We start from the raw sequence: 21,230 nt of genomic DNA, 5'->3' as shown, positions 1-21,230 counted from the left end.
GCGCCCCCGGGACCACGACGGGCCCGCCGCGGAAGAGCATCCGCGGCGGGCCCGTTCTTCGCCCACGGCGGCTTCCCGCCACCGCGGCCTGCTGCACGGCAGGCCAGGTGCCTCAGACCTTCTCGTGACCGGGCTGCTCCTCCGCGTGCCGTTCGGTCTCGCGCCGGGCGTGCGCCCGCGCCGTCATCCGGTCGTCGACCACCCGCACCACCGTGATCGCCACGATCGCCACACCGGCCACGACCAGGGCGGTCACCACCTTGGCCGGCTCGCTCACGTCCAGCGCGAAGAACCACTGTCCGGCCGGGGTGACCATCGCCAGAGTCAGCAGCCCGGCCATCGACGCCACCAGCAGCACCTTCCACCACACGTACGGTTTGGCCACCAGCAGCAGCACCCACAGCGTCGTCGCGCACAGCGTGATGACCACGGCCGTGCGGTCGGCTTCGGTGGGCACACTCTGCCCACCCAGCACCAGCAGGTACGTCGTCACCGCGGCCAGGCCCGCGATCGCACCCGACGGGATCGCCAACCGCAGCGTGCGTGTGACGAACCCCGGCTGCGCCAGGTCGGTGTTGGGTGCCAGCGCCAGGAAGAACGACGGGATCCCGAACGTGACCGCGTTGATGAGCGTGGCGTGGCGGGGGAAGAAGGGATAGGAGACCGCGAGCAGACCCACCACCGCCGCCAGCACCATCGTGTAGACGGTCTTGGTGAGGAACAGGCTCGCCACCCGCTCGATGTTGCCGATGACCCGGCGTCCCTCGGCCACCACCCGCGGCAGCACCGCGAACCGGTTGTCCAACAGCACCAGCTGCGCCACCGACCGCGACGCCGGGCTGCCCGAACCCATCGCCACACCGATGTCGGCCTCCTTCAGCGCCAGCACGTCGTTGACGCCGTCACCGGTCATCGCAACTGTGCGCCCGCGGTCGCGCAGCCCGCGCACCAGTTCGCGCTTGCGTTCGGGCGTGACCCGGCCGAACGCGGAGGCCTCCTCCGCGCGCCGGGCGAGCTTGTCGTGGTCCTCGGGCAGCTCGCGCGCGTCCACCGGGTCCTCGGCCCCGGGCAGGTCGACCTCGCGCCCGACCGCGCCGACCGAGGCCGCATGGTCGCCCGAGACGATCTTGACGTCCACGCCCTGGTCGGAGAAGTAGTCCAGTGTCGGGCCCGCGTCCTGGCGCACCTTCTGGTCCAGCACCACCAGTGCCACGGGCTCCACGGTTCCGGGCGCCTCGTCCGAGTCCACCCGGACCGATGCCCGCGCCAGCAGCAGTACCCGCAGACCCTGGGACGCCAGGCGGGCCGCCTCCTGCGCGGCCGGGGTGTGCGGCTCGGCGAGCACGTCCGTGGCGCCCAGCACCCAGTGCCGGTCGCCCTCGGGGGTGGCCACGCTCGCACCGCTCCACTTGCGCGCGGAGGAGAACGGGGCCACCGCGGTGACCTTCCAGTTCGGGTCGTGCTGTCCGGAGGCCTCGCAGCCCTGCGCGATCGCGGCCATGCTCGCGTTGTGGTCGGGGTCGGCCGCAGCCAGCGCGGTCAGTACCGACGAGGGGTCGTCGGCCGCACCGCCCCGGTGCCCGCCCAGGTCGCGGACCTCGGCGAGCTTCATGCCCACCTCGGTCAGCGTTCCGGTCTTGTCGGCGCACACCACGTCGACGCGGGCCAGGCCCTCGATCGCCGGCAGCTCCTGCACCAGGCACTTCTGCCGCCCCAGCCGCACCACACCGACCGCGAAGGCGATGCTCGTCAGCAGGATCAGGCCCTCGGGGATCATCGACACCAGTGCGGCCACCATTCCGCGCAGGGCGTCGGCCAACGGTCCGCTCATCTGTCCGTTCGCCGCGGGGGCGTCCATGGCCACGTGCCCGCCCATGAACAGCTGGCTGTAGATCAGCAGCGCACCGATCGGGAACATCGCATAGGTGATCCAGGTCAGCATCCGGTCGATGCCCGAACGCAGCTCCGACCGCACCAGCGAGAACCGGCTCGCCTCCTCGGCCAGGCGGGCGGCGTAGGCGTGCCGGCCCACCTTGGTCGCGCGGAACCGCCCCGTCCCGGCCACTACGAAACTGCCCGACATCACCGTCTCGCCGGGCTGCTTGACGACCGGGTCGGCCTCGCCGGTCAGCAGCGACTCGTCGACCTCCAGGCCGCCCGACCAGGTCACCACGCCGTCCACGACGATCTGGTCGCCGACGCCCACCTCGAGGACCTCGTCGAGCACGATGTCCTGGGTGGCCACTTCCACGGTCGCGCCGTCGCGCACCACCCGCGGCCTGGCTGCGTTGACGATCGCGAGCTCGTCCAGGGTGCGCTTGGCCCGCAGCTCCTGGACGATGCCGATGAGGGTGTTGACCAGGATCACCAGCGCGAACAGCCCGTCCTGGACGGGCCCGATCACCGCGATGATGGCGAACAGCACCGCGATCATCGCGTTGATACGAGTGAAGACGTTGCCGCGCACGATCTGGACCACCGAACGGCTGGCGCGTACCGGCACGTCGTTGGTGCGACCGGCGGCGACCCTGTCGGCCACCTCGGCGGCGCTCAGTCCGTTCTCGTGGGGCGGCCCCGCCAGTTGCGGGGATGCAGCCCCACGGACCGCACCGTCCATGGCACGCAACGACCCGGGCGTCCCAGTCCGCCCGGTGCTCGGAGCACCGTCGTCGCGATCGGGATGTTCGGGCACGCACACTCCCCGGTGAATAAGAGATGAGGATGTCCGAGAGCGGTCCGCTCCGGTGGGCACCGGCCGGTCTCCGCCCCATGACGCCTTGGTCACAAGGTGGAACACAAGGGTAGAGGACCTCACGAGTGCACCGGTGCCTCCGAACGCTCCTCCGGCACACGTCGCGACGAGCAGACCCGCCGCCCCCGGGCGCGCCCGGCGGGCACCGCCCACGCCGTCGCCCGCCACCACCCTCAACGGACGCCTGGCGGCGCAGTCCTTGCCCACGCCGTCGCCCGCCACCACCCTCAACGGACGCCTGGCGGCGCAGCACCCGTCGAAGCGACGGAAGGCGCCCGCCGAACAGGCCCTATAGAGTGTGCCCATGTGCACCGTCGTCGTCGGTTTCGATCCCCAGGCGCACACACCTCTGGTGATGGCCGCACTGAGGGACGAGATCCGCTCCCGCCCCTGGGACCGGCCCGCCCACCACTGGCCCGACCGGCCCGGCCTCGTCGGCGGACGCGACCGTCTGGCCGGTGGCACCTGGCTCGCCGTGGACCCCGCGCGCTCGCGCGCCGCCGCCCTGCTCAACGGGTGGCCCTGGGACGGCAGCATGCCTTGGGAGGGCTCCTACCCGGCCAGCCGCGGCGACCTGCCCCTGCTCGTCCTGTCCGGTCAGGTGCGCGATCCCCTCCAGGGCCTGGACCTGACCCGCTACGCACCCTTCCACCTGCTCGACGCCGACCCTTACCGCGCCACCCTGCACAGCTGGGACGGGCGCTGCTTGGACACCCGCCCCCTGCCCGTGGGCGTGGCCACTGTCGTCAACACCGGCCTCGCTCCCGCCGATCCGCGCTCGGTTCGCCACACACCCGAGTTCGCGGCCACCCGACCCGACCCCGACGGCCTGGCCGGGCTCGGCGAACTGGAGAGCATCTGGGGAGCCTGGCCCGCCCTCATCACCCGGGCCGCACACGAGCCCACCCGCTCGGCCGGAACCGACGAGAGCGGCGACCCCTCCGGCCTCATCGCCCACGCCGACCTGGGAGACGGCCAGGTCTGGGCCACCGGGTCGGTCACCCTCGTGGCGGCCGACCGCGACACCGTCCGCTACACCTTCACCTCGGACCCCGCCGATCCGGCTGCCTGGGAGGCGGTCGACGTGCAACGCCCCGCACACCACCGCTGAAAGCCGGCCGAAGGTCCCTTGTAGGCGCGCTGGGACAGGGTGGGGTGAACGCGGAGGCCGAGGCGTGCGTCTGACCGCATGACCCGCTTCGGCGGTGACCGACCCCCGATTCGTGAGGAGACCCCCGTGAGCGCCGAACCCGTCCGTGACCTTCAGGCCGCCATGGCCACTGCCGACCCCGCCGAGCTCACAGGACGGTGGGTCTACCTGCGTGACACCGGGGCCGGTGTGCTCACCGGTGCAGGACGCTCCCGCGAAGGCCGCTGGCACTGGAGCCTGCGCACCCCCGAGGGCGAAGCCGCAGGGGCCGGGTACCCCCACGCTGCACCGCTGAGCCGCCATGCCCTGCCGCGCACCCGCCGTGCCCGCCACCACCTGCGCGGACTGTGCGCGGATCTGGCCGAGTACGCTCCCGAGGCCACCGCCGAACGCGGCCTCGCCGAGCACGACCTCGACCTGCTCGAGCTCGAACTGGCCGCCCAGCCCTGAGGGCCCTCCACGGGGGCGGTCCGGCGCCCCGCCCCCGGTGGCGCGCCTCTGCGGCCCCTGTGAGCGGCCACGTACGAGGACCGCGTAAACCCTCTGCGTGAATGCCGCGTCTCCAAGGGCGACGGAACGGCCGTCGACGGCGCGGGCACGCGCATCACGTGTCACACCTGCAGGGGGGACACCATGGACGGCAGACGCGGTGCACTCGTGGAGAAGCTGGGATACGGGGCCTACTGGCTCTTCTACGTGGTCTCCGTGTGCGGTGCGCTCCTGCACTGGCGCTCGGGCAACGAACTCCTGGCCGCGCTGTGCGGCTTCGCCGCCGTCACCGGTGCCCTGCTCATCGCCCGAACCCACCCGCGCCCGCTCGCCCACGGCTGACCCCCGGCACCGCCGACCGTCCCCGGCCGCCGCAGAACCCCGTTGCAGGAGCGCTTATTCCCAGGCCCTCTGGGGGGAACATCACCGACCCCGGGCCCCGCACCGAGGGGGTTCGTCAGGGCGTCGTCCGGATAGGCTTTCGGGCATGCGTTCATGGTCTGCGCCTGACATCGTCCCCCTGCCGGGTACCGGCGGCCCCCTCCGACTCCACGACACCGCGAGCGACCGCGTCGTGACGACGGAGCCCGGACCCACGGCCGGGATGTACGCCTGCGGCATCACCCCCTACGACGCCGCACACCTGGGCCACGCCTTCACCTACCTGGCCTTCGACCTGGTCAACCGGGTCTGGCGCGACGCCGGACACGAGGTCGACTACGTCCAGAACACCACCGACATCGACGACCCCCTCCTGGAGCGCGCCGCCGCCACCGGGGAGGACTGGCGCGACCTGGCCCACCGGGAGATCGACGTCTTCCGCGCCGACATGGCCGCCCTGCGCATCCTGCCGCCCTCCTCCTTCGTGGGCGTGGTCGAATCGGTCGACCTCATCAGCGATCTGGCCGTCCGTCTGCGCGAGACCGGGTCCACCTACGAACTCGACGGCGACCTGTACTTCTCGGCCGCCGACGCCCCGCGCCTGGGCGAACTCGGGCACATGGGCCGCAGCGAGATGCTCGAGCTCTTCGGCGAACGCGGCGGCGACCCCGACCGCCCGGGCAAGAAGGACCCGCTGGACTGGTTGCTCTGGCGCGCCGAACGCCCCGGTGAACCCGCCTGGGACAGCCCCCTGGGCCGCGGGCGCCCCGGCTGGCACATCGAGTGCAGCGCCATCGCTCTGGACCGCCTCGGCCCCGCTTTCGACCTCAACGGCGGCGGCAGCGACCTCATCTTCCCGCACCACGAGATGGGCGGTGCCGAGACCCGATGTGCCACGGGCGGACCCAACGCCCACACCCACATGCACGTCGGCATGGTCGGCCTCGACGGCGAGAAGATGTCCAAGTCCAAGGGCAACCTCGTCTTCGTCTCCGAGCTCCGCGAACGGGGAGTGGACCCGGCCGTGGTCCGCCTGGCCATGCTCGACCACCACTACCGCACCCCCTGGGACTGGACCGAGGCCGAGATCCCCGGTGCCACCGCCCGCGCCGACCGCTGGCGCGCAGCCCTGGACCTGGGCTCCGGGCCATCCGCCGAGCCGGTCCTCACCGCCGTGCGCGCCGCCCTGGCCGAGGACCTCGACTCTCCGGCGGCCCTGCGCGCCATCGACTCCTGGGCCGAGGCCGCGCTGACGGAGGGCGGCACCGACGCCGGTGCCCCCGCCCTGGTGCGCTCCACCGTCGACACTCTTCTGGGCGTGGACCTGGGGTACTGAGTCTCCCGCAGCGATCGCGTGAACGGGCCCGCCCCGGCGGTCCGGTTGCGGGGCGGGCCGTTTCGTGTGGCCGAGTGTGGCCACGACTTCACACGTTGTCCTGAAGGAGGCGCACGGACGTGGTGGGATGAGGGCATGAGTACCCCCACACAGCACAGCACAGCCGCCGCACTCGTCTCGGACTTCGTCACCTCGGAGCAGGCTCTCGGCGACCGGGCCGATCTCGCGCGCTTCATGCGCGAACACCGCCTGGTCACCGAAGGTGCCATCCCGATCACCCTCGCTGACCTGGACGAGGCCGTCACGCTCAGGGAGGGCCTGCGTGAGGCCCTGCGCGGGCCCGACGGCGATCCCGAGGCGGTCGCGCGCGGGCAGAAGGTCCTGGACGGGCTGCGCGTGACCGTGCGCATCACGCCCGATCCCGAGGCCGCCGGCGTGCTCGCACCGGCCGTGGTCGACGAGGTCCGGCGCGGCCTGGCCCGGGTGGCCGGGGCCTGGGCCACCGTCCTGGCCACGGGGGAGTGGNGCCCCCCCGCAGCGCCGTGCTGCGGGCGGCCCCGTTCGGGTTCGTGTCCTCAGCGCAGGGTCCGGAGGAACCCTTCCCAGCGCCGGGTGATGTCATCGAGGCCGTAACGCTGCGCGGAGGCCAGGGCGTTGTCACCCATCCGCTCGCGCTCGGCGGGGTCCTCCACCAGGCTCAGCATGGCCTTGCCCAGCGCGTCCACGTCCTGTGAGGGCACCAGGAGCCCGTCGTGGCCGTGCTCGATGATCTCCCGGGGCCCGTGGGGGCAGTCGAAGCTGACCACCGGAACACCCACGGAGAACCCCTCCACGATGGTCATGCCGAAGCCCTCCACCCGGGAGCTGATCGCCAGGACCGAGGCCTGCGACAGGGGGCCGAGCACGTCCTTGGTCTGGCCCATGAGCTCGACGTGGTCCGCCAATCCCAGCCGTTCGATCGTTTCCCGGATCTTCTTCTCCTGGTCACCCGAGCCGTAGATGCGCAGCCGCCACTCGGGGTGCTTCTCGGCCACGTGGGTGAAGGCCTGGAGGAGCTTGGGGTACTGCTTGACGGGGGAGAGGCGCCCGGCCGCGGCGATCACCGGCTCGGACAGCGCCGAACGCGGCCGCTGCTCGGCGTCCAGGGGGTTGGGCATGACCACGAGGCGGTGCTGGGGGACGTGTGTCCGCTCGGCGTAGGCCTTGCGGTCGGTGTCGGTGAGCACGCTCACGCCGTTCAGCCGCGGGTACAGGCGGGAGATCGCCTGGGCCACCTCGGGCGTGTGCTCGTTGAGGTTCAGGTGCTCCTGGCCGATGGTGCGTACCCGTTTGGGGGCCCAGGAGGCGATGAGGAGGTTGATGCCGGGGCGGGTGCCCATGACCACGTCGGCGTCGGTGGTGCGCAGGTACCGGTGCAGGGCCGCCACGGCCTCGGGGGTGTAGTTGCGGTTGCGTGCACGTTCGGCGTGGGGAACGATCTGTTCCGCCCGTAGCGACCACCAATAGCGCGCCAGGTCGCCCGGTTTGTGCTCGGGTGCGGGCGCTCCCGGCCGACTGTCGCTCAGAGGGACGATCCGTACACCCTCGGGCAGCCGGAAGAACGTGTCCTCGCGCTTGCGTGCCAGGCTGACGATCTCCACCTCGTGGTTGCGAGACAGCCCCTCGGCAAGGTTGTAGACGGTGCGAACGGTGCCACCCATGGTGTATCCGTTCGCGATGACGAAGGCGATCTTCACGCCGGCCCCCCGGCCACGCCCCTCGCGGTTGGGCGGGTCTGCCGTCCTGTTTCCCGGGCACGGTCCATACGGAGCAGGAGCGCGGCCGACGTGATCCCCGTCCACACGCCGGTGCCGTCGCTGATGGAACCGCAGCCTCGGTCCGCGAGCTGGGCCCGAGAATACCCAGTCGGGCGTATGGCGCGCGTAATACTTTCATCCGGGTGCATCTCATACCCGGGGCCGGAACCGGGCTCCGCTCCTGCCCCCGGGGTCAGCTCTCGTCGCGTCGTCGCAGGTAGCGCTCGAACTCCTGCGCGATCGCGTCCCCGGACGCCTCCGGGAGGTCAGCGGTGTCCTTGGCCTCCTCCAGGCCCCGGACGTAGGCCGAGATCTCCTCGTCCTCCGCCGTGAGCTCGTCCACGTTGCTCTCCCAGGACACCGCCTCCTCGGGCAGGTCCCCCAGGGGAATTCTGACCCCGGAGAAGTCCTCGACCCACGCCAGCAGCGCCAGCGCCGCCTTCGGGCACGGCGGCTGCGCCACGTAGTGAGGCACCGCCGCCCACAGTGACACCGTCTCCAGGTCCGCCTGTGCGAAGGCCTGGTGCACCACGCCCAGGATCCCCGTGGGTCCCGAGTAGGTGGTCGCGTCAAGACCGTGGCCGGTGCCCAGTTCGACCGGGGAGGCCATCCCCGTGACCGGTACCGGCCGCGTGTGAGGTGCGTCAGCCAGCAGCGAACCCAGCATGACGACTCGCGTCACACCGAGCTCGCGGGCGATCGCCAGAAGGTCGGCGGCGTAGGAGCGCCACCGCATGTTCGGCTCGGGGCCGTCGACCAGGACCACGTCCCGTCCCTGGTCCGGCAGGGAGGCCAACCGCACCCGTGTGGTGGGCCACTCGATCTCCTCCACAGCCCCGTCCACGACCGACATCCGCGGTCGTGCCACCTGGAAGTCGTAGTAGTCGTCCGGCGTGAGCGCACACAACTGGCGCGCGCCCCACTGGTTCGACAAGTGGTCCACTGCGAGGCTCGCGGCCTCGCCGGCGTCGTTCCATCCCTCGAACGCCACCACCATGACAGGCTCGACAAGCTCCCGGACGAGCTTGATCATCGTGGCCCCTTCCTGCACGCGGACCCGTCCACCTTATGGGCTGGTGCCCTCAGCGGGAAACCGTTCCACGCACACGGTACGAACGCCGCATCCCGCACCGGGTGGGACAGGCGTCCCACGTGCTGAAACGCACAATGCGGTACCCTCGCCGCTGCGAACGGGAACGGACACCGCCGTCCCTTCGCACGACCCGCCCACAGCCCCGCCGGTCGACCCCGGTGCCGCGGATCACGGGGGCCACCTCGGGTCGCCGCGGAGCCGGAGAGCTAGAGTGGCCGAATATGAGAGATCGCCCCACCTTCCGTGAAGTACTGACCGAACGTGTCGTCGTCGCGGACGGAGCGATGGGCACGATGCTCCAGGCCCACGACCTCCCCCTCGACGAGTTCGAGGGTCACGAGGGCTGCAACGACATCCTCAACATCACTCGCCCCGACATCGTCCGCGACACCCACGCCGCCTTTCTTGCCGTGGGTTCGGACTGCATCGGGACCAACACGTTCTCCGCGAACTACGGAGGACTCGTCGAGTACGGCATCGAGGACCGCAGCCACGAGATCGCCGAGGCCGGAGCACGGCTGGCCCGAGAGGCCGCCGACGCCCACGCCACCCCCGACCACCCCCGCTACGTCCTGGGATCGATGGGCCCGGGAACCCGACTGCCCACCTTGGGCCACGCCCCCTACAGTCACCTGCGCGATTACTACGAGCAGTCCGCCCTCGGCCTCGTCAGCGGTGGCTCCGACGCCATCCTGATCGAGACCAGCCAGGACCTCCTCCAGGTCAAGGCCGCCGTCGTCGGAGCCAAGCGTGCACGCAAGGCCCTGGGCCAGGACGTGCCGATCATCGCCCAGGTCGCCATCGAGACCAATGGTGCGATGCTCATGGGTTCGGAGATCGGCGCCGCGCTGACCTCCCTCGAGCCGCTGGGCATCGACGTCATCGGTATCAACTGCTCCACAGGCCCCGCCGAGATGAGCGAGCACCTGCGCTATCTGTCGCACCACGCGCGCGTGCCGATCTCCTGCATGCCGAACGCCGGCCTGCCCAAGCTGGGGGCCAACGGCGCCTACTACGACCTCTCCCCGGAGGAGCTGGCCGAGGCCCACGACACCTTCACCGGTGAGTACGGGCTGAGCCTGGTCGGCGGCTGCTGCGGTACCACCCCCGAGCATCTGCGCGTGGTCGTCGAGCAGGTGCAGGGCCGCGGGGTCAAGAACCGCAAGCCCCTGGCCGAGCCCTCGCTCTCGTCGCTGTACCAGAGCGTGCCCTTCCGCCAGGACGCCAGCTACCTGGCCGTGGGCGAGCGCACCAACGCCAACGGGTCCAAGAAGTTCCGCGAGGCGATGCTCGACGAGGACTGGGACACCTGCGTGGACATCGCCCGCGACCAGATCAGCGACGGCGCCCACCTGCTCGACCTCAACGTCGACTACGTGGGCCGGGACGGCGCGGCGGACATGCGCGAGCTGGCCTCCCGCTTCTCCACCAACTCGACCCTGCCGATCATGCTCGACTCCACCGAGCCCGCGGTCATGGAGGCAGGCCTGGAGGCCCTCGGCGGCCGGGCGATCATCAACTCGGTCAACTACGAGGACGGCGACGGCCCGGACTCGCGCTTCAACCGCATCATGAGCCTGGTCGCCGAGCACGGTGCCGCCGTGGTCGGCCTGTGCATCGATGAGGAGGGCCAGGCTCGTACAGCCGACTGGAAGCTGGACGTGGCCAGCCGGCTGGTCGAACAGCTCACCGGCGAATGGGGGATGCGCACCGGTGACATCGTCATCGACTGCCTCACCTTCCCCATCACCACCGGGCAGGAGGAGACCCGCAAGGACGGTATCGAGACCCTCGAGGCCATCCGGCGGCTCAAGGAGCGCTACCCCGAGGTGCAGACCACCCTGGGGTTGTCCAACCTCTCGTTCGGCGTCAACCCGGCGGCCCGCATCGTGCTGAACTCGGTGTTCCTGCACGAAGCGGTGCAGGTCGGGCTGGACTCGGCCATCGTGCACGCCTCCAAGATCGTGCCGATGAACCAGATCCCCGACGACCAGCGCGAGACCGCGCTCGACCTCATCTACGACCGGCGCACCGAGGACTACGACCCTCTGAGCAAGTTCATCGACATGTTCGAGGGCGTGGACGCGGCCGCGATGAAGGAGTCCCGTGCCGAGCGTCTGGCCGCGCTGCCCCTGTGGGAGCGCCTGGAGCAGCGCATCGTCGACGGCGACGCCAACGGTATGGAGGACGACCTCCACGAGGCCCTGGTCGACAAGCCCGCCCTGGACATCGTCAACGACCACCTGCTCGCCGGGATGAAGGTCGTGGGTGACCTGTTCGGCTCCGGTGAGATGCAGCTGCCCTTCGTCCTGAAGTCGGCCGAGGTCATGAAGGGCGCCGTCGCCATCCTCGAGCCGCACATGGAGAAGAACGAGGACGACGAGGGCAAGGGGCGTATCCTCCTGGCCACCGTCAAGGGCGACGTCCACGACATCGGCAAGAACCTCGTGGACATCATCCTGTCCAACAACGGCTACGACGTGGTCAACATCGGCATCAAGCAGCCGGTGAACACCATCCTGGAGAGCGCCGAGGCCGAACGTGCCGACGTCATCGGCATGTCCGGGCTCCTGGTCAAGTCCACGGTCATCATGAAGGAGAACCTCGAGGAGATGAACGCTCGGGGCATCTCCGAGCAGTACCCCGTTCTGCTGGGAGGGGCGGCCCTGACCCGCTCCTACGTCGAGCAGGACCTGGCCGATGTCTTCGACGGCGACGTCCGCTACGCCAAGGACGCGTTCGAGGGCCTGAGCCTGATGGACGCCATGATGGCCGTCAAGCGCGGTGAGGAAGGGGCCAAGCTTCCCGAACTGCGTGGACGCAAGACCAAGCGCGGCGCCACTCTGCAGGTGACCGCACCCGAGGACATGCCCGCGCGCAGTGACGTGGCGACCGACAACGCCGTGCCCGAGCCGCCGTTCTGGGGCTCGCGCATCAGCAAGGGCATCCCGCTGGCCGACTACACCTCGTTCCTCGACGAGCGTGCGGTCTTCATGGGCCAGTGGGGCCTCAAGGGCGCCCGCGGCGGCAACGGACCCTCCTACCAGGAACTGGTAGAGACCGAGGGCCGTCCCCGTATGCGGAGCTGGCTGGACCGCATCCGCACCGACGGGCTCCTGGAGGCCGCGGTGGTGCACGGGTACTTCCCCTGCTACAGCGAGGGCGACGACCTGGTGGTCCTGGACGAGGACGGCAGCGCCGAGATCGAGCGCTTCAGCTTCCCGCGCCAGCGCCGCGACCGCCACCTCTGCCTCTCGGACTTCTACCGGCCCAAGGAGTCCGGTGAGCTCGACGTGGCCGCCTTCCAGGTCGTGACCGTCGGGTCGGCGATCAGCCAGGCCACCGCCGAGCTTTTCGAGAAGAACGCCTACCGCGACTACCTGGAGCTGCACGGGCTCTCGGTCCAGCTCACCGAGGCGCTGGCCGAGTACTGGCACACCCGGGTGCGCGCCGAGCTGGGCTTCGCGGGCGAGGACCCGGCCGAGCTGGCGGCCTTCTTCAAGCTCGGTTACCGGGGCGCGCGCTTCTCCCTGGGTTACGGGGCCTGCCCCAGCCTGGAGGACCGTGCCAAGATCATGCGGCTGCTGGAGCCCGAGCGGGTCGGCGTCACGCTCTCGGAGGAGTTCCAGCTCGTCCCCGAGCAGGCCACCGACGCGATCGTGATCCACCACCCGGAGGCGACCTACTTCAACGTCTGACCGGCCCACGCCTCCACCACGGGGTCCCCGGGCGAGCCCGGGGACCCCGTTCGTGCGTCCGGCCCCAGCCCCGGAGACCCCGGGCTGTGGGGCAGGTCGCAGAGCCCGTGTCCGTACCGTGGAATGACCGTTCCCACACACGAGGGGAGACAGCGGCGCCCCCTTCCCGACCGGGAGGCCGGGCGGCCCGCAGCACCTATGAGCGAACAGAGCACCCTGAGCGCGAACGCCGCCGAGCCCGCGCCCGCACGCCGCCTGCAGGCCGTCCTGCTCGACATGGACGGCACCCTCATCGAGAGCGAAGGGCTCTGGAACGAGGCCGAGGCCGACCTGGTCGCCGAGCTGGGCGGCCGCTGGACCCACCAGGACCACGAGCGCAACGTCGGCAACGCCGCTGTGCCCGTGGGCCGCTACATCATCGAGCTCACCGGGGCCCACCACCTCACCCCCCGCGAGGTGGCCACCGAGCTCTACGCCCGCTTCCGCGGCAAGCTCGCCGGCGGGGCCGAGGTGCGCCCGGGCGCGGCCGAGCTCGTGCGGATGCTCGCCGACTCCGAGGTCCCGGTGGTGCTGGTGACCTCCACCGAGCGCGAGCTCATCGAGACGGCGCTGGGCCGTATCGGGCTGGACCTGTTCGACGACTCCGTGGCCGGCGACGAGGTCGGCGCGAACAAACCCCACCCGGACCCGTACCTGACCGCCGCCCACCGCCTCGGTGTGGACCCGGCGCGGTGTGTGGCGGTGGAGGACTCAGCGGTGGGTGTGGCCTCGGCCGCCGACGCCGGGTGTGTGACCGTGGCCGTGCCCAACCACGTGGAGATCCCCCCGCGCGAGGGTGTGGTCGTGCGCGAGAGCCTGGTCGGCGTCGGCCTGGACTGGCTGGAGTCCCTCGTCGCGGAGGACTGACACCTCGATCGGGTGTGGCGGCGGTGTGTAGCGTGGGAGGAGTCCCGGGCCCCGGCGCCGGTCCGGGCGGCGACCCGGGGAAGCCTCAGGGGTCGGCCGGATGTGCGCACGGGCGCCGGATGGGAGACTGGTGCCATGAACTCGGATATGGCGGCGACAATCGGTCTGGCCCTGGGAGCCGCACTCGCGTTGGTGGGCTTGGTCATCGCGTTCTTCCTCTGGCGCAGGAGGGGGGCGGCGCACGGCCTCAGGGCCCTGTCCTGGGCCCTGGTCCCCCTCGCGGCGGGGCTGCTGGGGCTGATGTATTCGGTGGTCATCTTCATCAACAGCCTTTTCATGATCGTGGCGACGATGATCTTCAGCCCGATCATCTGGGCCGGCACCGCCCTGGCCGGTCTGGCCGTGCTCCTGTACTTCGTCTCCGGCTTCATGAAGGCGCGGGGTGTGGGCGTGAAGGCACGTGCGGCCAAGGCGTCCGGAGGCGGTGACGGTGCCGGCGAGGCCGGCGGGACCACGGCCCCCACCCAGGTGTCCGGGGGACAGGGCGCATCCGGCGCGGGCTCCTCCGGCGGGGGAGACGACATGGACTTCGGCGACATCGAGGCCCTGCTCAAGAAGCGCGGTATCGAATGACCCGGGCCTGANAGGAGCGGGGGCCGCCGCTTCTCGTGTGCCGGGGACCTGCTCGGAACGGGGTGCGTCGTGGACCGTTGGGTCACGGTGTGTGTCCGTGGTCTCGCAGAACAAAGTCGACGACTGGATTGGGAATGAAAACGGTTATCGTATCCTTGTGGTCATCGGACACCGAGACCAGGAGGCACACATGGCACGCAGCGAGACCCGTCCCGTCGTCAAGCTCAGGTCCACCGCCGGGACCGGCCACACCTACGTCACTCGCAAGAGCCGCCGGAACACACCCGACCGCCTGCGTCTGAAGAAGTACGACCCCGTCGTGCGCCGCCACGTCGAGTTCCGAGAGGAGCGCTGAACCATGCAGCAGGGGATCCACCCCGAATACCGCCCCGTCGTCTTCCGCGACCGGGTCGGCGACTTCGCCGTCCTGACCCGCTCCACCGTCACCAGCGACCGCACCGTCGAATGGACCGACGGGCAGACCTACCCGGTCATCGATGTCGAGATCTCCAGCGCCAGCCACCCCTTCTACACGGGTGCCGCGCGGGTCGTCGACACCGCAGGACGCGTGGAGCGCTTCAACCGCCGCTACCAGAAACAGCGGTGATCCATCCGCCGGGGCGCGGCACCACCGCGCCCCACCCACCCCGAACGACCCCCGAGAGGAACCGCCGTGGCCGTCCCCAAGCGCAAGATGTCGCGCGCCAACACCCGCACCCGCCGCTCCCAGTGGAAGGCCCAGTGCCCCGAGCTGGTCACCGTCCACCTGCAGGGACACGAGTACCGAGTGCCGCGTAACCTCGTCCCCGCCTACCGGCGCGGCCTCATCGACCCGCCGGCCTGAACCGAACCGCACGCCATACCGTCGCCGGGGTCACCCTGGCGGCGGTGCTGTGTCTGGGCAACGGCCCGCACGAAACACCCCAGCCCCATGTGCCCGAAACCCCACCGATCGGGCAGGCTTGGACCCGTGACAACCCGAACCGACACCGAACCCGGGGCCCCGGACACCCCACCGGTCGCACACGTGCCACGCAGACCCGTCGACCTCCTCGCGGGCGCCGCCGGCCTCCTGCTCCTGGCCGCCGTCCTGGCCACCGTGCGCCTGGCCACCGACCCCGGACAGGCCGCCGACCCCGACGGCCTGCGCGCCCTCGTCCCCTCCGGCCTGCTCTTCCTCGTGGCCCTGGGCGCCAACCTCGTCATCATCGTCCTCTTCTGCGTCAGCGCCCTGCGCGCCCTCTTCCTGCGCCGCATGCGCGACCTAACCCGCTCGGCCACCGCGGGGACCGCCGCCTACGGGCTCGCCTCCCTGATCAACGCTGCCCTGGCCACCCTCGTCGGCCCCGGCGAACCCACCCTCACCGGAGCACCCGGAGACGTCTTCACCAGCGCCAGCCTCGGTTACGTCGCAGCCGCCATCGCCGTGGCCCGCACCCTGCCGACCGGGCTGCCCCGCGTGCGCGCCTGGCTCTGGGGTGCCGCGGCCACCGCCACGGCCTGCGCCATCCTCGCCGGGGTCACCAGCTTCCTCGCGCTCCTGGTCACCGTCCTGGTCGGCTTCGCCTGCGGGGCCCTGGCCCTGTACGCCATCGGCACCAGCGGCGCACCCACCGACCTGATCGGTCGCGCCCACGGCGAACTCGACCGCTTCGGGATGCCGGCCGAGCTCATCACCCCTGCCGGGCACGACCACGACGGCAACCCCCGGTTCCTCGCCGATCTGTTGGACGGTGCCCGCGTGGAACTGTCCGCCCTCAGCTCCGAGAACACCTCAGGGTTCTGGCGCCGCCTGCGCGACCTGCTGTTCCTGCGCGGCCCCGTCGCCCCCCGCATGCTCTACGGGGTCCGCCGCCGCGCCGAACACGCCGCCCTCATGGGCCACACCGTGCGCCGCGCCGGGGTACGCACCCCCAGGGTCCTGGGCGTGGGCGAACTCGGCCCCGGAACCGTGCTGCTGATCCGCGAGGTCGTGGCCGCACGCCCCCTGGACACCCTCCCCGACGCCGAGTTCACCGACCGCCTCGCCGACCGCTGCTGGAACCTCCTGGAGACCCTGCAGCGCCACCGCATCGCCCACGGCGACCTCAGCGGCGCCACCCTCGGCCTCACCGACGACGGCGACCTCGTCCTGACCGGCGTGGACCGCGGTACCGTCGCCGCACCCCAGCTACGCCTGTCCCTCGACGCCGCCGCCATGGTCAGCCTGCTCGCCCTGCGGATGGGCGCCGACCGTGCCGCCGACGCCGCCGTCCGTGCCCTAGGGGTCACCGACACCGCCGCCCTGCTGCCCTTCCTCCAACCCGCCGGGATGCCCTACGCCCTGCGGTCCCGCCTGCGCTCCGACCGCGGCCTGCTCGCCCGGCTGCGCGACCACATCGTGGTCATGGCCCCCGGGGCGCCCGCCGCACCCGCCCGTCTCGAACGCATGCGCCCGCGCACCGTCGTCAGCGTCGTCGTGGCCACCGCCGTCGGGATCGTCCTGCTCTATCAACTCACGGGCGTCGACCTCGCCACCATCGGCGGGGCGGATCCGGGATGGGCCGCGGCCGCCCTGGTGATGGCGACCGTGTGCATGGCCGCCGCCGCCATGGTCCTCATCGGCTTCGTGCCCGTGCGCCTGCCCTGGTGGCGGACCGTGGCCGTGCAGTACGCCGCCTCCTTCGTACGTATCGCTGCCCCGGCCGGGCTGGGATCCATCGCGATCAACACCCGCTTCGTCATCAAGGCAGGGGCGTCCACGTCGCTGGCACTGTCCGCCGTCGGACTGAGCCAGGCCGTGGGGTTCTTCGTGCACGTGCCCCTGCTCCTGGTGTGCGCATACCTGACCGGGACCTCCTACTGGACCGGGTTCACCCCCTCGCCCACCGTCGTGGTGCTGTGCCTGGCCGCCACCGCCGCGATCGGCGCCGTCCTGCTGCGGCCGCGCATGCGCCGGGCCGTCGGCGAACGGGTGCGGCCCTACCTCAGCGGGGTCCTGCCGAGGCTGCTCGACACCCTGCAGAGCCCGGGCGGGCTGATCCTGGGGCTGGGCGGAACCCTGCTGCTGACCGTCGGGTTCGTGCTGTGCCTGCACTTCTCCGTGTTGGCCTTCGCCCACCCGGGTGAGGAGTTCAGTCTGGTCGCCGTCGCAGTGGTCTTCCTCGCCGGCAACGCCGTCGGCTCGGCCGCGCCCACCCCCGGCGGTCTCGGCGCAGTGGAAGCCGCACTCATCGGCGGGCTCACCGCCGTGGCCGGTGTGCCCGCGGCGGTGGCCCTGCCCGCGGTGCTGCTGTTCCGGCTGCTCACGTTCTGGCTCCCCGTGCTGCCCGGATGGGCCGCCTTCTCCCACCTGCAGCGCAGGGAGGCCATCTGAGGTGGGCCGGGCAGCGGGCGGGGGAGGGGGCCGGAAAACCCTTTGCCTCCCGCCGCGCGGCGCTGCTGCACTGGTGCCCACCCGAGACGAAGGAGAGTGGCCATGATCCCCGGTCACTGGAGGGGCCACCACCGCGACGAGGACGGCGAGGTACTCGGCTACCTGCGCCCCGAGGGGGAGGGCCACGTGCCCGTCACCCCGTTCGGCCACGCCCTGGAGGGTCCCCTGAGCGAGGACGAGGCCCGGGCCGCGCTCGACAGCCGGGGCCTGACATACCTCGCCGACCCGTGGATGCTCACCCTGCCCGGCCGCGAGGACCCCGTCCAGGTGCGCATCCTCGAGGTCTCGCCCCCCTGCCGCATGCGGGTGGCCAACGCCGACTACGGCTACGACGGGGTCGACATCGGCCACGTCTTCGAGGTCGACGTGCCCGTCGGGGGCCGCATCCGCCCTGCCTGACCCGGCGCACCCCGTAAGGCCCCGGTCCGGGGCCGTCTGCGGCGGTCGGTACGGTGGCCACCACTGCACCGACCGCCGCAGGAGGACAACCGTGCCGACACTGGACCCGATCCCCGTGACCCTCATCGACGGGCGGGAGACCACCTTCGGGGAGTGGGCCGGCCAGGTCCGCCTCGTGGTCAACGTCGCCTCACGGTGCGGGTACACCCCGCAGTACGAGCAGCTCGAGGAGCTCCAGCGGCGCTACGCCGACCGCGGTTTCACCGTCGTGGGCTTTCCCAGCAACCAGTTCCTGCAGGAGTTCGGCGGGGACGACAAGATCGCCGCCTACTGCTCGGCGACCTGGGGCGTGACCTTCCCGATGGCGAGCAAGACCAAGGTCAACGGCCGCGGCCGGCACCCCCTGTACGCCGAGCTGACCCAGGCCACCGACGCCAAGGGCAAGGCCGGCAACGTCAAGTGGAACTTCGAGAAGTTCCTCGTGCTGCCCGACGGCGCCGTGCACCGGTTCCGGACCAGTATCCGCCCCGACGACCCCGAGGTGGTCGCACTCATCGAGAAGTCCCTGCCGGGGTCGGCAGACTGAGACGGAGGGGCCCGGACGAGGGCCCGCCCGGCGGCCGGACCGGGAACAGGACGGCCGCCGGGGTCGGGTCACAGCAGGTCGGCCGAGGTGTCCAGCACCGTGCTCTCACCCGAGGCGACCAGGTCGAACTGCGGACCGGTGCGCGGCAGCTCGTGTCGGAAGAAGTACCGCGCCGCCGCACGCTTGCCGTCGTAGAACGCGCCCTCCTGCCCGTGCGCGGCCACCGACTGCTCCAACCACATCCACGCCAGCACCACGTGCCCCACCGCTTCCAAGTAGGCGGTGGCGTTGGCCAGCGCGGACTCGGGAACGCCCTGCGACCAGGCCGCTGCGGCCGTCCGAGCCACGCGCTCCAGCGCCGCGTCCAGCAACTCGGCGTGCTCGGCCTCGGCGCCGCCCAGGGCCCGGGCGCGCTCGACCGTCCCGCGGGCCTCCTCCACCAGCAGTGACAGGCGCTTTCCGCCGTCCTGCACCGCCTTGCGGCCCAGCAGGTCCAGCGCCTGGATGCCGTGCGTGCCCTCGTGGATCGCGTTGAGCCGGTTGTCCCGGTAGTGCTGCTCCACGTCGTACTCGCGCGTGTAGCCGTACCCGCCGTGTACCTGGATCGCCAGGTCGTTGGCGGTCACACACCACTGCGAGGGCCAGCTCTTGACGATCGGCGTCAGCACGTCCAGCAGCAGCTCCGCGCGCTCGCGCACCTGCGCGTCCGCGTGGCTGAGGGTGTCGTCGACCAGCCGGGCGCTGTACAGCACCAGCGCCATCGCACCCTCGACGTAGCTCTTCTGGGCCAGCAGCATGCGGCGCACGTCGGTGTGCTCGATGATGGGCACCTGCGGCCGGGCCGGGTCCTTGGCGGTGACCGGGCGGCCCTGCACCCGCTCGCGCGCGTACTCCAGCGACTTCAGGTACCCGGTGTAGCCCACCGCGGTGGCGCCCGCACCGACCCCGATCCGGGCCCCGTTCATCATGTGGAACATGTACTTCAGGCCCTGGTGGGCCTCGCCGACCAGGTACCCGACCGCGCCGGTCCGGCCCTGCGGGGTGTGGGCCCCCTCGCCGAAGTTGAGCAGCGCGTTGACGGTGCCGCGGTACCCCATCTTGTGGTTGAGCCCGGCCGGGACCACGTCGTTGCGCTCGCCGGGGGCGCCGTCGGGGCCGGGGAGGTACTTGGGCACGATGAACAGCGAGATGCCCTTGACCCCGGGCGGGCCGCCGGGGAGCTTGGCCAGCACCAGGTGGACGATGTTCTCGGTCAGCTCGTGGTCGCCGGCCGAGATCCACATCTTGTTGCCGAAGAGGCGGAACGCACCGTCCTCGGCCGGTTCGGCGCGGGTGGTGATGTCCGCCAGCGAGCTGCCCGCCTGCGGTTCCGACAGGCACATGGTTCCGGTCCACCGGCCCTCGACCATGGGGCGCACGTAGGTGTCGATCTGCTCCCGGGTGCCGTGGGCCAGCAGCAACCGGGCGTTGCCGGTGGTCAGGAACGGGTAGGCGGAGGTGCCCAGGTTCGCTGCCTGGAACCAGGCGCTGCAGGCGCTGGAGACCACGTGCGGAACCTGCGCGCCGCCCACCGACTCGGGCATGCCCAACGAGCTCAGCCCCGTCTCGGCGTAGACCTTGAGCGCCTCGCCGACCTCGGGGTTGACGTGCACCTGTGCGCCGTCGAAGTGGGGTTCGTCGGTGTCGTTGGTCTTGTTGTGCGGGGCGAAGTGGTCGGTGGCCACACGTTCGGCCAGTTCCAGGGCCCCGTCGAAGGTTTCGCGGGAGTGCTCGGCGTACCGGGGGCGCTCGGTCAGCTCCTCGGTGCCGAGCCATTCGTAGAGCAGGAAGCTCAGGTCGCGTGCGGACAACAGGGTGGACGCCACGGGGTCCCTCCAAACCATCGTGAACCGACTGGTCGGTATGCTATCGGACTCCGTGTCCCGGGTCACCCCGGAGGTGCCGTGGTGGACGTTCCCGCTGTTGGGAGGAGAGCCGCCGCTCTGCTCGCGGTGGACGGCGTGCGGCCCGGCCCGCCCCGGCCGGTCCACGGTTGGTTATGCTCGGGGACGCCGCGCCCGCGGCGGGGGAGCACCGGCGACCCGGCCGGGGTGCACCGACCCAGCCACCGACGACCGAGGCGCACCGCATGAGCCACACCCCCGAGCCCGCCCGCAAGGTCCTGCTGCTGAACGGGCCCAACCTCAACCTCCTGGGCACCCGCGACCCCGCCCAGTACGGCACCACCACCCTCGCCGAGATCGAGGCCCGCGTGGTCGCCCTGGGCGAGGAGCTGGGGGTCGAGGTCGTCTGCGCCCAGCGCAACGGCGAGGGCGACCTCGTCGACCTGATCCACGGCGCGCGCGGCTGGGCCGGCGTCGTGATGAACCCCGGCGCCTACGCCCACTACAGCATCGCCCTGCGCGACGCCGTCGACGCGGTCGAGGCCCCCGTCGTCGAAATCCATATCTCCAACATCTACGCACGCGAGGCCTTCCGGCACACCTCCGTCACCGCGCCCGTGGCCGCCGGCTACATCGCCGGCTGCGGCACGTTCGGCTACGAGCTCGGGTTGCGCGCCGTGCTCCAGCGCGACCAGGAGCGCCGCGGCGGCTGA

The 21,230-nt window shown here is 71.4% G+C and carries 18 protein-coding genes and 1 pseudogene; 15 read left to right on the top strand and 4 right to left on the bottom strand.

Features of this window, described 5'->3' with window-relative positions; all coding sequences use genetic code 11:
* Positions 1-112: 112 nt before the first annotated feature.
* A complete protein-coding gene (locus D474_RS27375; RefSeq protein WP_394296516.1) occupies positions 113-2,692 on the bottom strand; it encodes an HAD-IC family P-type ATPase in 2,580 nt (859 codons plus the stop codon).
* Between the two features lie 364 nt (positions 2,693-3,056).
* Here D474_RS27375 and D474_RS0101955 point away from each other — a divergent pair, with 364 nt between their 5' ends.
* The 5 genes and pseudogenes from D474_RS0101955 to D474_RS0101935 form a co-directional block, all read left to right on the top strand.
* Positions 3,057-3,863, top strand: coding sequence for an NRDE family protein (locus D474_RS0101955; RefSeq protein WP_017611916.1), 807 nt, complete (start codon positions 3,057-3,059; stop codon positions 3,861-3,863).
* 126 nt (positions 3,864-3,989) lie between these two features.
* Positions 3,990-4,352: a hypothetical protein gene (locus D474_RS0101950; protein WP_040702962.1), complete on the top strand. Its 363-nt coding sequence runs from the start codon at positions 3,990-3,992 to the stop codon at positions 4,350-4,352.
* 183 nt (positions 4,353-4,535) lie between these two features.
* Positions 4,536-4,733 carry a hypothetical protein gene (locus tag D474_RS0101945; RefSeq protein WP_017611914.1) on the top strand — a complete coding sequence of 66 codons (198 nt, stop codon included), beginning with the start codon at positions 4,536-4,538 and terminating at the stop codon, positions 4,731-4,733.
* Between the two features lie 145 nt (positions 4,734-4,878).
* Positions 4,879-6,108: a cysteine--1-D-myo-inosityl 2-amino-2-deoxy-alpha-D-glucopyranoside ligase gene (gene mshC, locus D474_RS0101940; protein WP_083931708.1), complete on the top strand. Its 1,230-nt coding sequence runs from the start codon at positions 4,879-4,881 to the stop codon at positions 6,106-6,108.
* 135 nt (positions 6,109-6,243) lie between these two features.
* Positions 6,244-6,633, top strand: a pseudogene (locus tag D474_RS0101935) (ABATE domain-containing protein); the annotation flags it as partial.
* A 50-nt stretch (positions 6,634-6,683) separates the two neighbouring features.
* On the opposite strand, the gene D474_RS0101930 reads toward D474_RS0101935, so the two are convergent.
* Positions 6,684-7,844, bottom strand: coding sequence for a glycosyltransferase family 4 protein (locus D474_RS0101930; protein ID WP_017611911.1), 1,161 nt, complete (start codon positions 7,842-7,844; stop codon positions 6,684-6,686).
* Between the two features lie 253 nt (positions 7,845-8,097).
* Positions 8,098-8,937, bottom strand: a complete 840-nt coding sequence (locus D474_RS0101925) for a PAC2 family protein (RefSeq protein WP_017611910.1) — start codon at positions 8,935-8,937, stop codon at positions 8,098-8,100.
* A 281-nt stretch (positions 8,938-9,218) separates the two neighbouring features.
* On the opposite strand from D474_RS0101925, the gene metH reads away from it, so the two are divergent.
* From metH to D474_RS0101880, 9 genes are all read left to right on the top strand, one after another.
* Positions 9,219-12,695, top strand: a complete 3,477-nt coding sequence (gene metH / locus D474_RS0101920) for a methionine synthase (RefSeq protein WP_017611909.1) — start codon at positions 9,219-9,221, stop codon at positions 12,693-12,695.
* A 198-nt stretch (positions 12,696-12,893) separates the two neighbouring features.
* On the top strand, positions 12,894-13,601 hold the full coding sequence (locus D474_RS0101915; RefSeq protein ID WP_017611908.1) for an HAD family hydrolase: 708 nt from the start codon (positions 12,894-12,896) through the stop codon (positions 13,599-13,601).
* A gap of 147 nt (positions 13,602-13,748) precedes the next feature.
* Positions 13,749-14,234 carry a hypothetical protein gene (locus tag D474_RS0101910; protein ID WP_017611907.1) on the top strand — a complete coding sequence of 162 codons (486 nt, stop codon included), beginning with the start codon at positions 13,749-13,751 and terminating at the stop codon, positions 14,232-14,234.
* Between the two features lie 190 nt (positions 14,235-14,424).
* Positions 14,425-14,589 (top strand): 50S ribosomal protein L33, encoded by a 165-nt coding sequence (rpmG, locus tag D474_RS0101905; RefSeq protein ID WP_026118092.1) that lies wholly within the window; start codon positions 14,425-14,427, stop codon positions 14,587-14,589.
* Between the two features lie 3 nt (positions 14,590-14,592).
* A complete protein-coding gene (locus D474_RS0101900; protein WP_017611905.1) occupies positions 14,593-14,841 on the top strand; it encodes a type B 50S ribosomal protein L31 in 249 nt (82 codons plus the stop codon).
* Between the two features lie 66 nt (positions 14,842-14,907).
* Entirely contained in the window at positions 14,908-15,078 is a 171-nt protein-coding gene (rpmF, locus tag D474_RS0101895; protein WP_017611904.1) for a 50S ribosomal protein L32, read from the top strand.
* A gap of 126 nt (positions 15,079-15,204) precedes the next feature.
* A complete protein-coding gene (locus tag D474_RS0101890; protein WP_017611903.1) occupies positions 15,205-17,589 on the top strand; it encodes a lysylphosphatidylglycerol synthase domain-containing protein in 2,385 nt (794 codons plus the stop codon).
* A gap of 102 nt (positions 17,590-17,691) precedes the next feature.
* Positions 17,692-18,048 (top strand): hypothetical protein, encoded by a 357-nt coding sequence (locus D474_RS0101885; RefSeq protein ID WP_017611902.1) that lies wholly within the window; start codon positions 17,692-17,694, stop codon positions 18,046-18,048.
* Between the two features lie 91 nt (positions 18,049-18,139).
* The gene (locus D474_RS0101880; protein ID WP_017611901.1) at positions 18,140-18,634 is read left to right on the top strand and encodes a glutathione peroxidase; all 495 of its coding nucleotides are present in this window, start codon (positions 18,140-18,142) and stop codon (positions 18,632-18,634) included.
* A 68-nt stretch (positions 18,635-18,702) separates the two neighbouring features.
* Here D474_RS0101880 and D474_RS0101875 read toward each other — a convergent pair whose 3' ends face one another.
* Positions 18,703-20,499 (bottom strand): acyl-CoA dehydrogenase, encoded by a 1,797-nt coding sequence (locus tag D474_RS0101875; protein ID WP_017611900.1) that lies wholly within the window; start codon positions 20,497-20,499, stop codon positions 18,703-18,705.
* A 263-nt stretch (positions 20,500-20,762) separates the two neighbouring features.
* Between D474_RS0101875 and aroQ the strand changes: the two genes are divergently transcribed.
* Positions 20,763-21,230 carry a type II 3-dehydroquinate dehydratase gene (gene aroQ, locus D474_RS0101870; RefSeq protein ID WP_017611899.1) on the top strand — a complete coding sequence of 156 codons (468 nt, stop codon included), beginning with the start codon at positions 20,763-20,765 and terminating at the stop codon, positions 21,228-21,230.

It is taken from the genome of Nocardiopsis salina YIM 90010 (assembly GCF_000341025.1).
GTDB lineage: Bacteria > Actinomycetota > Actinomycetes > Streptosporangiales > Streptosporangiaceae > Nocardiopsis > Nocardiopsis salina.
This window is presented reverse-complemented; position numbering and strand designations above follow the sequence as displayed.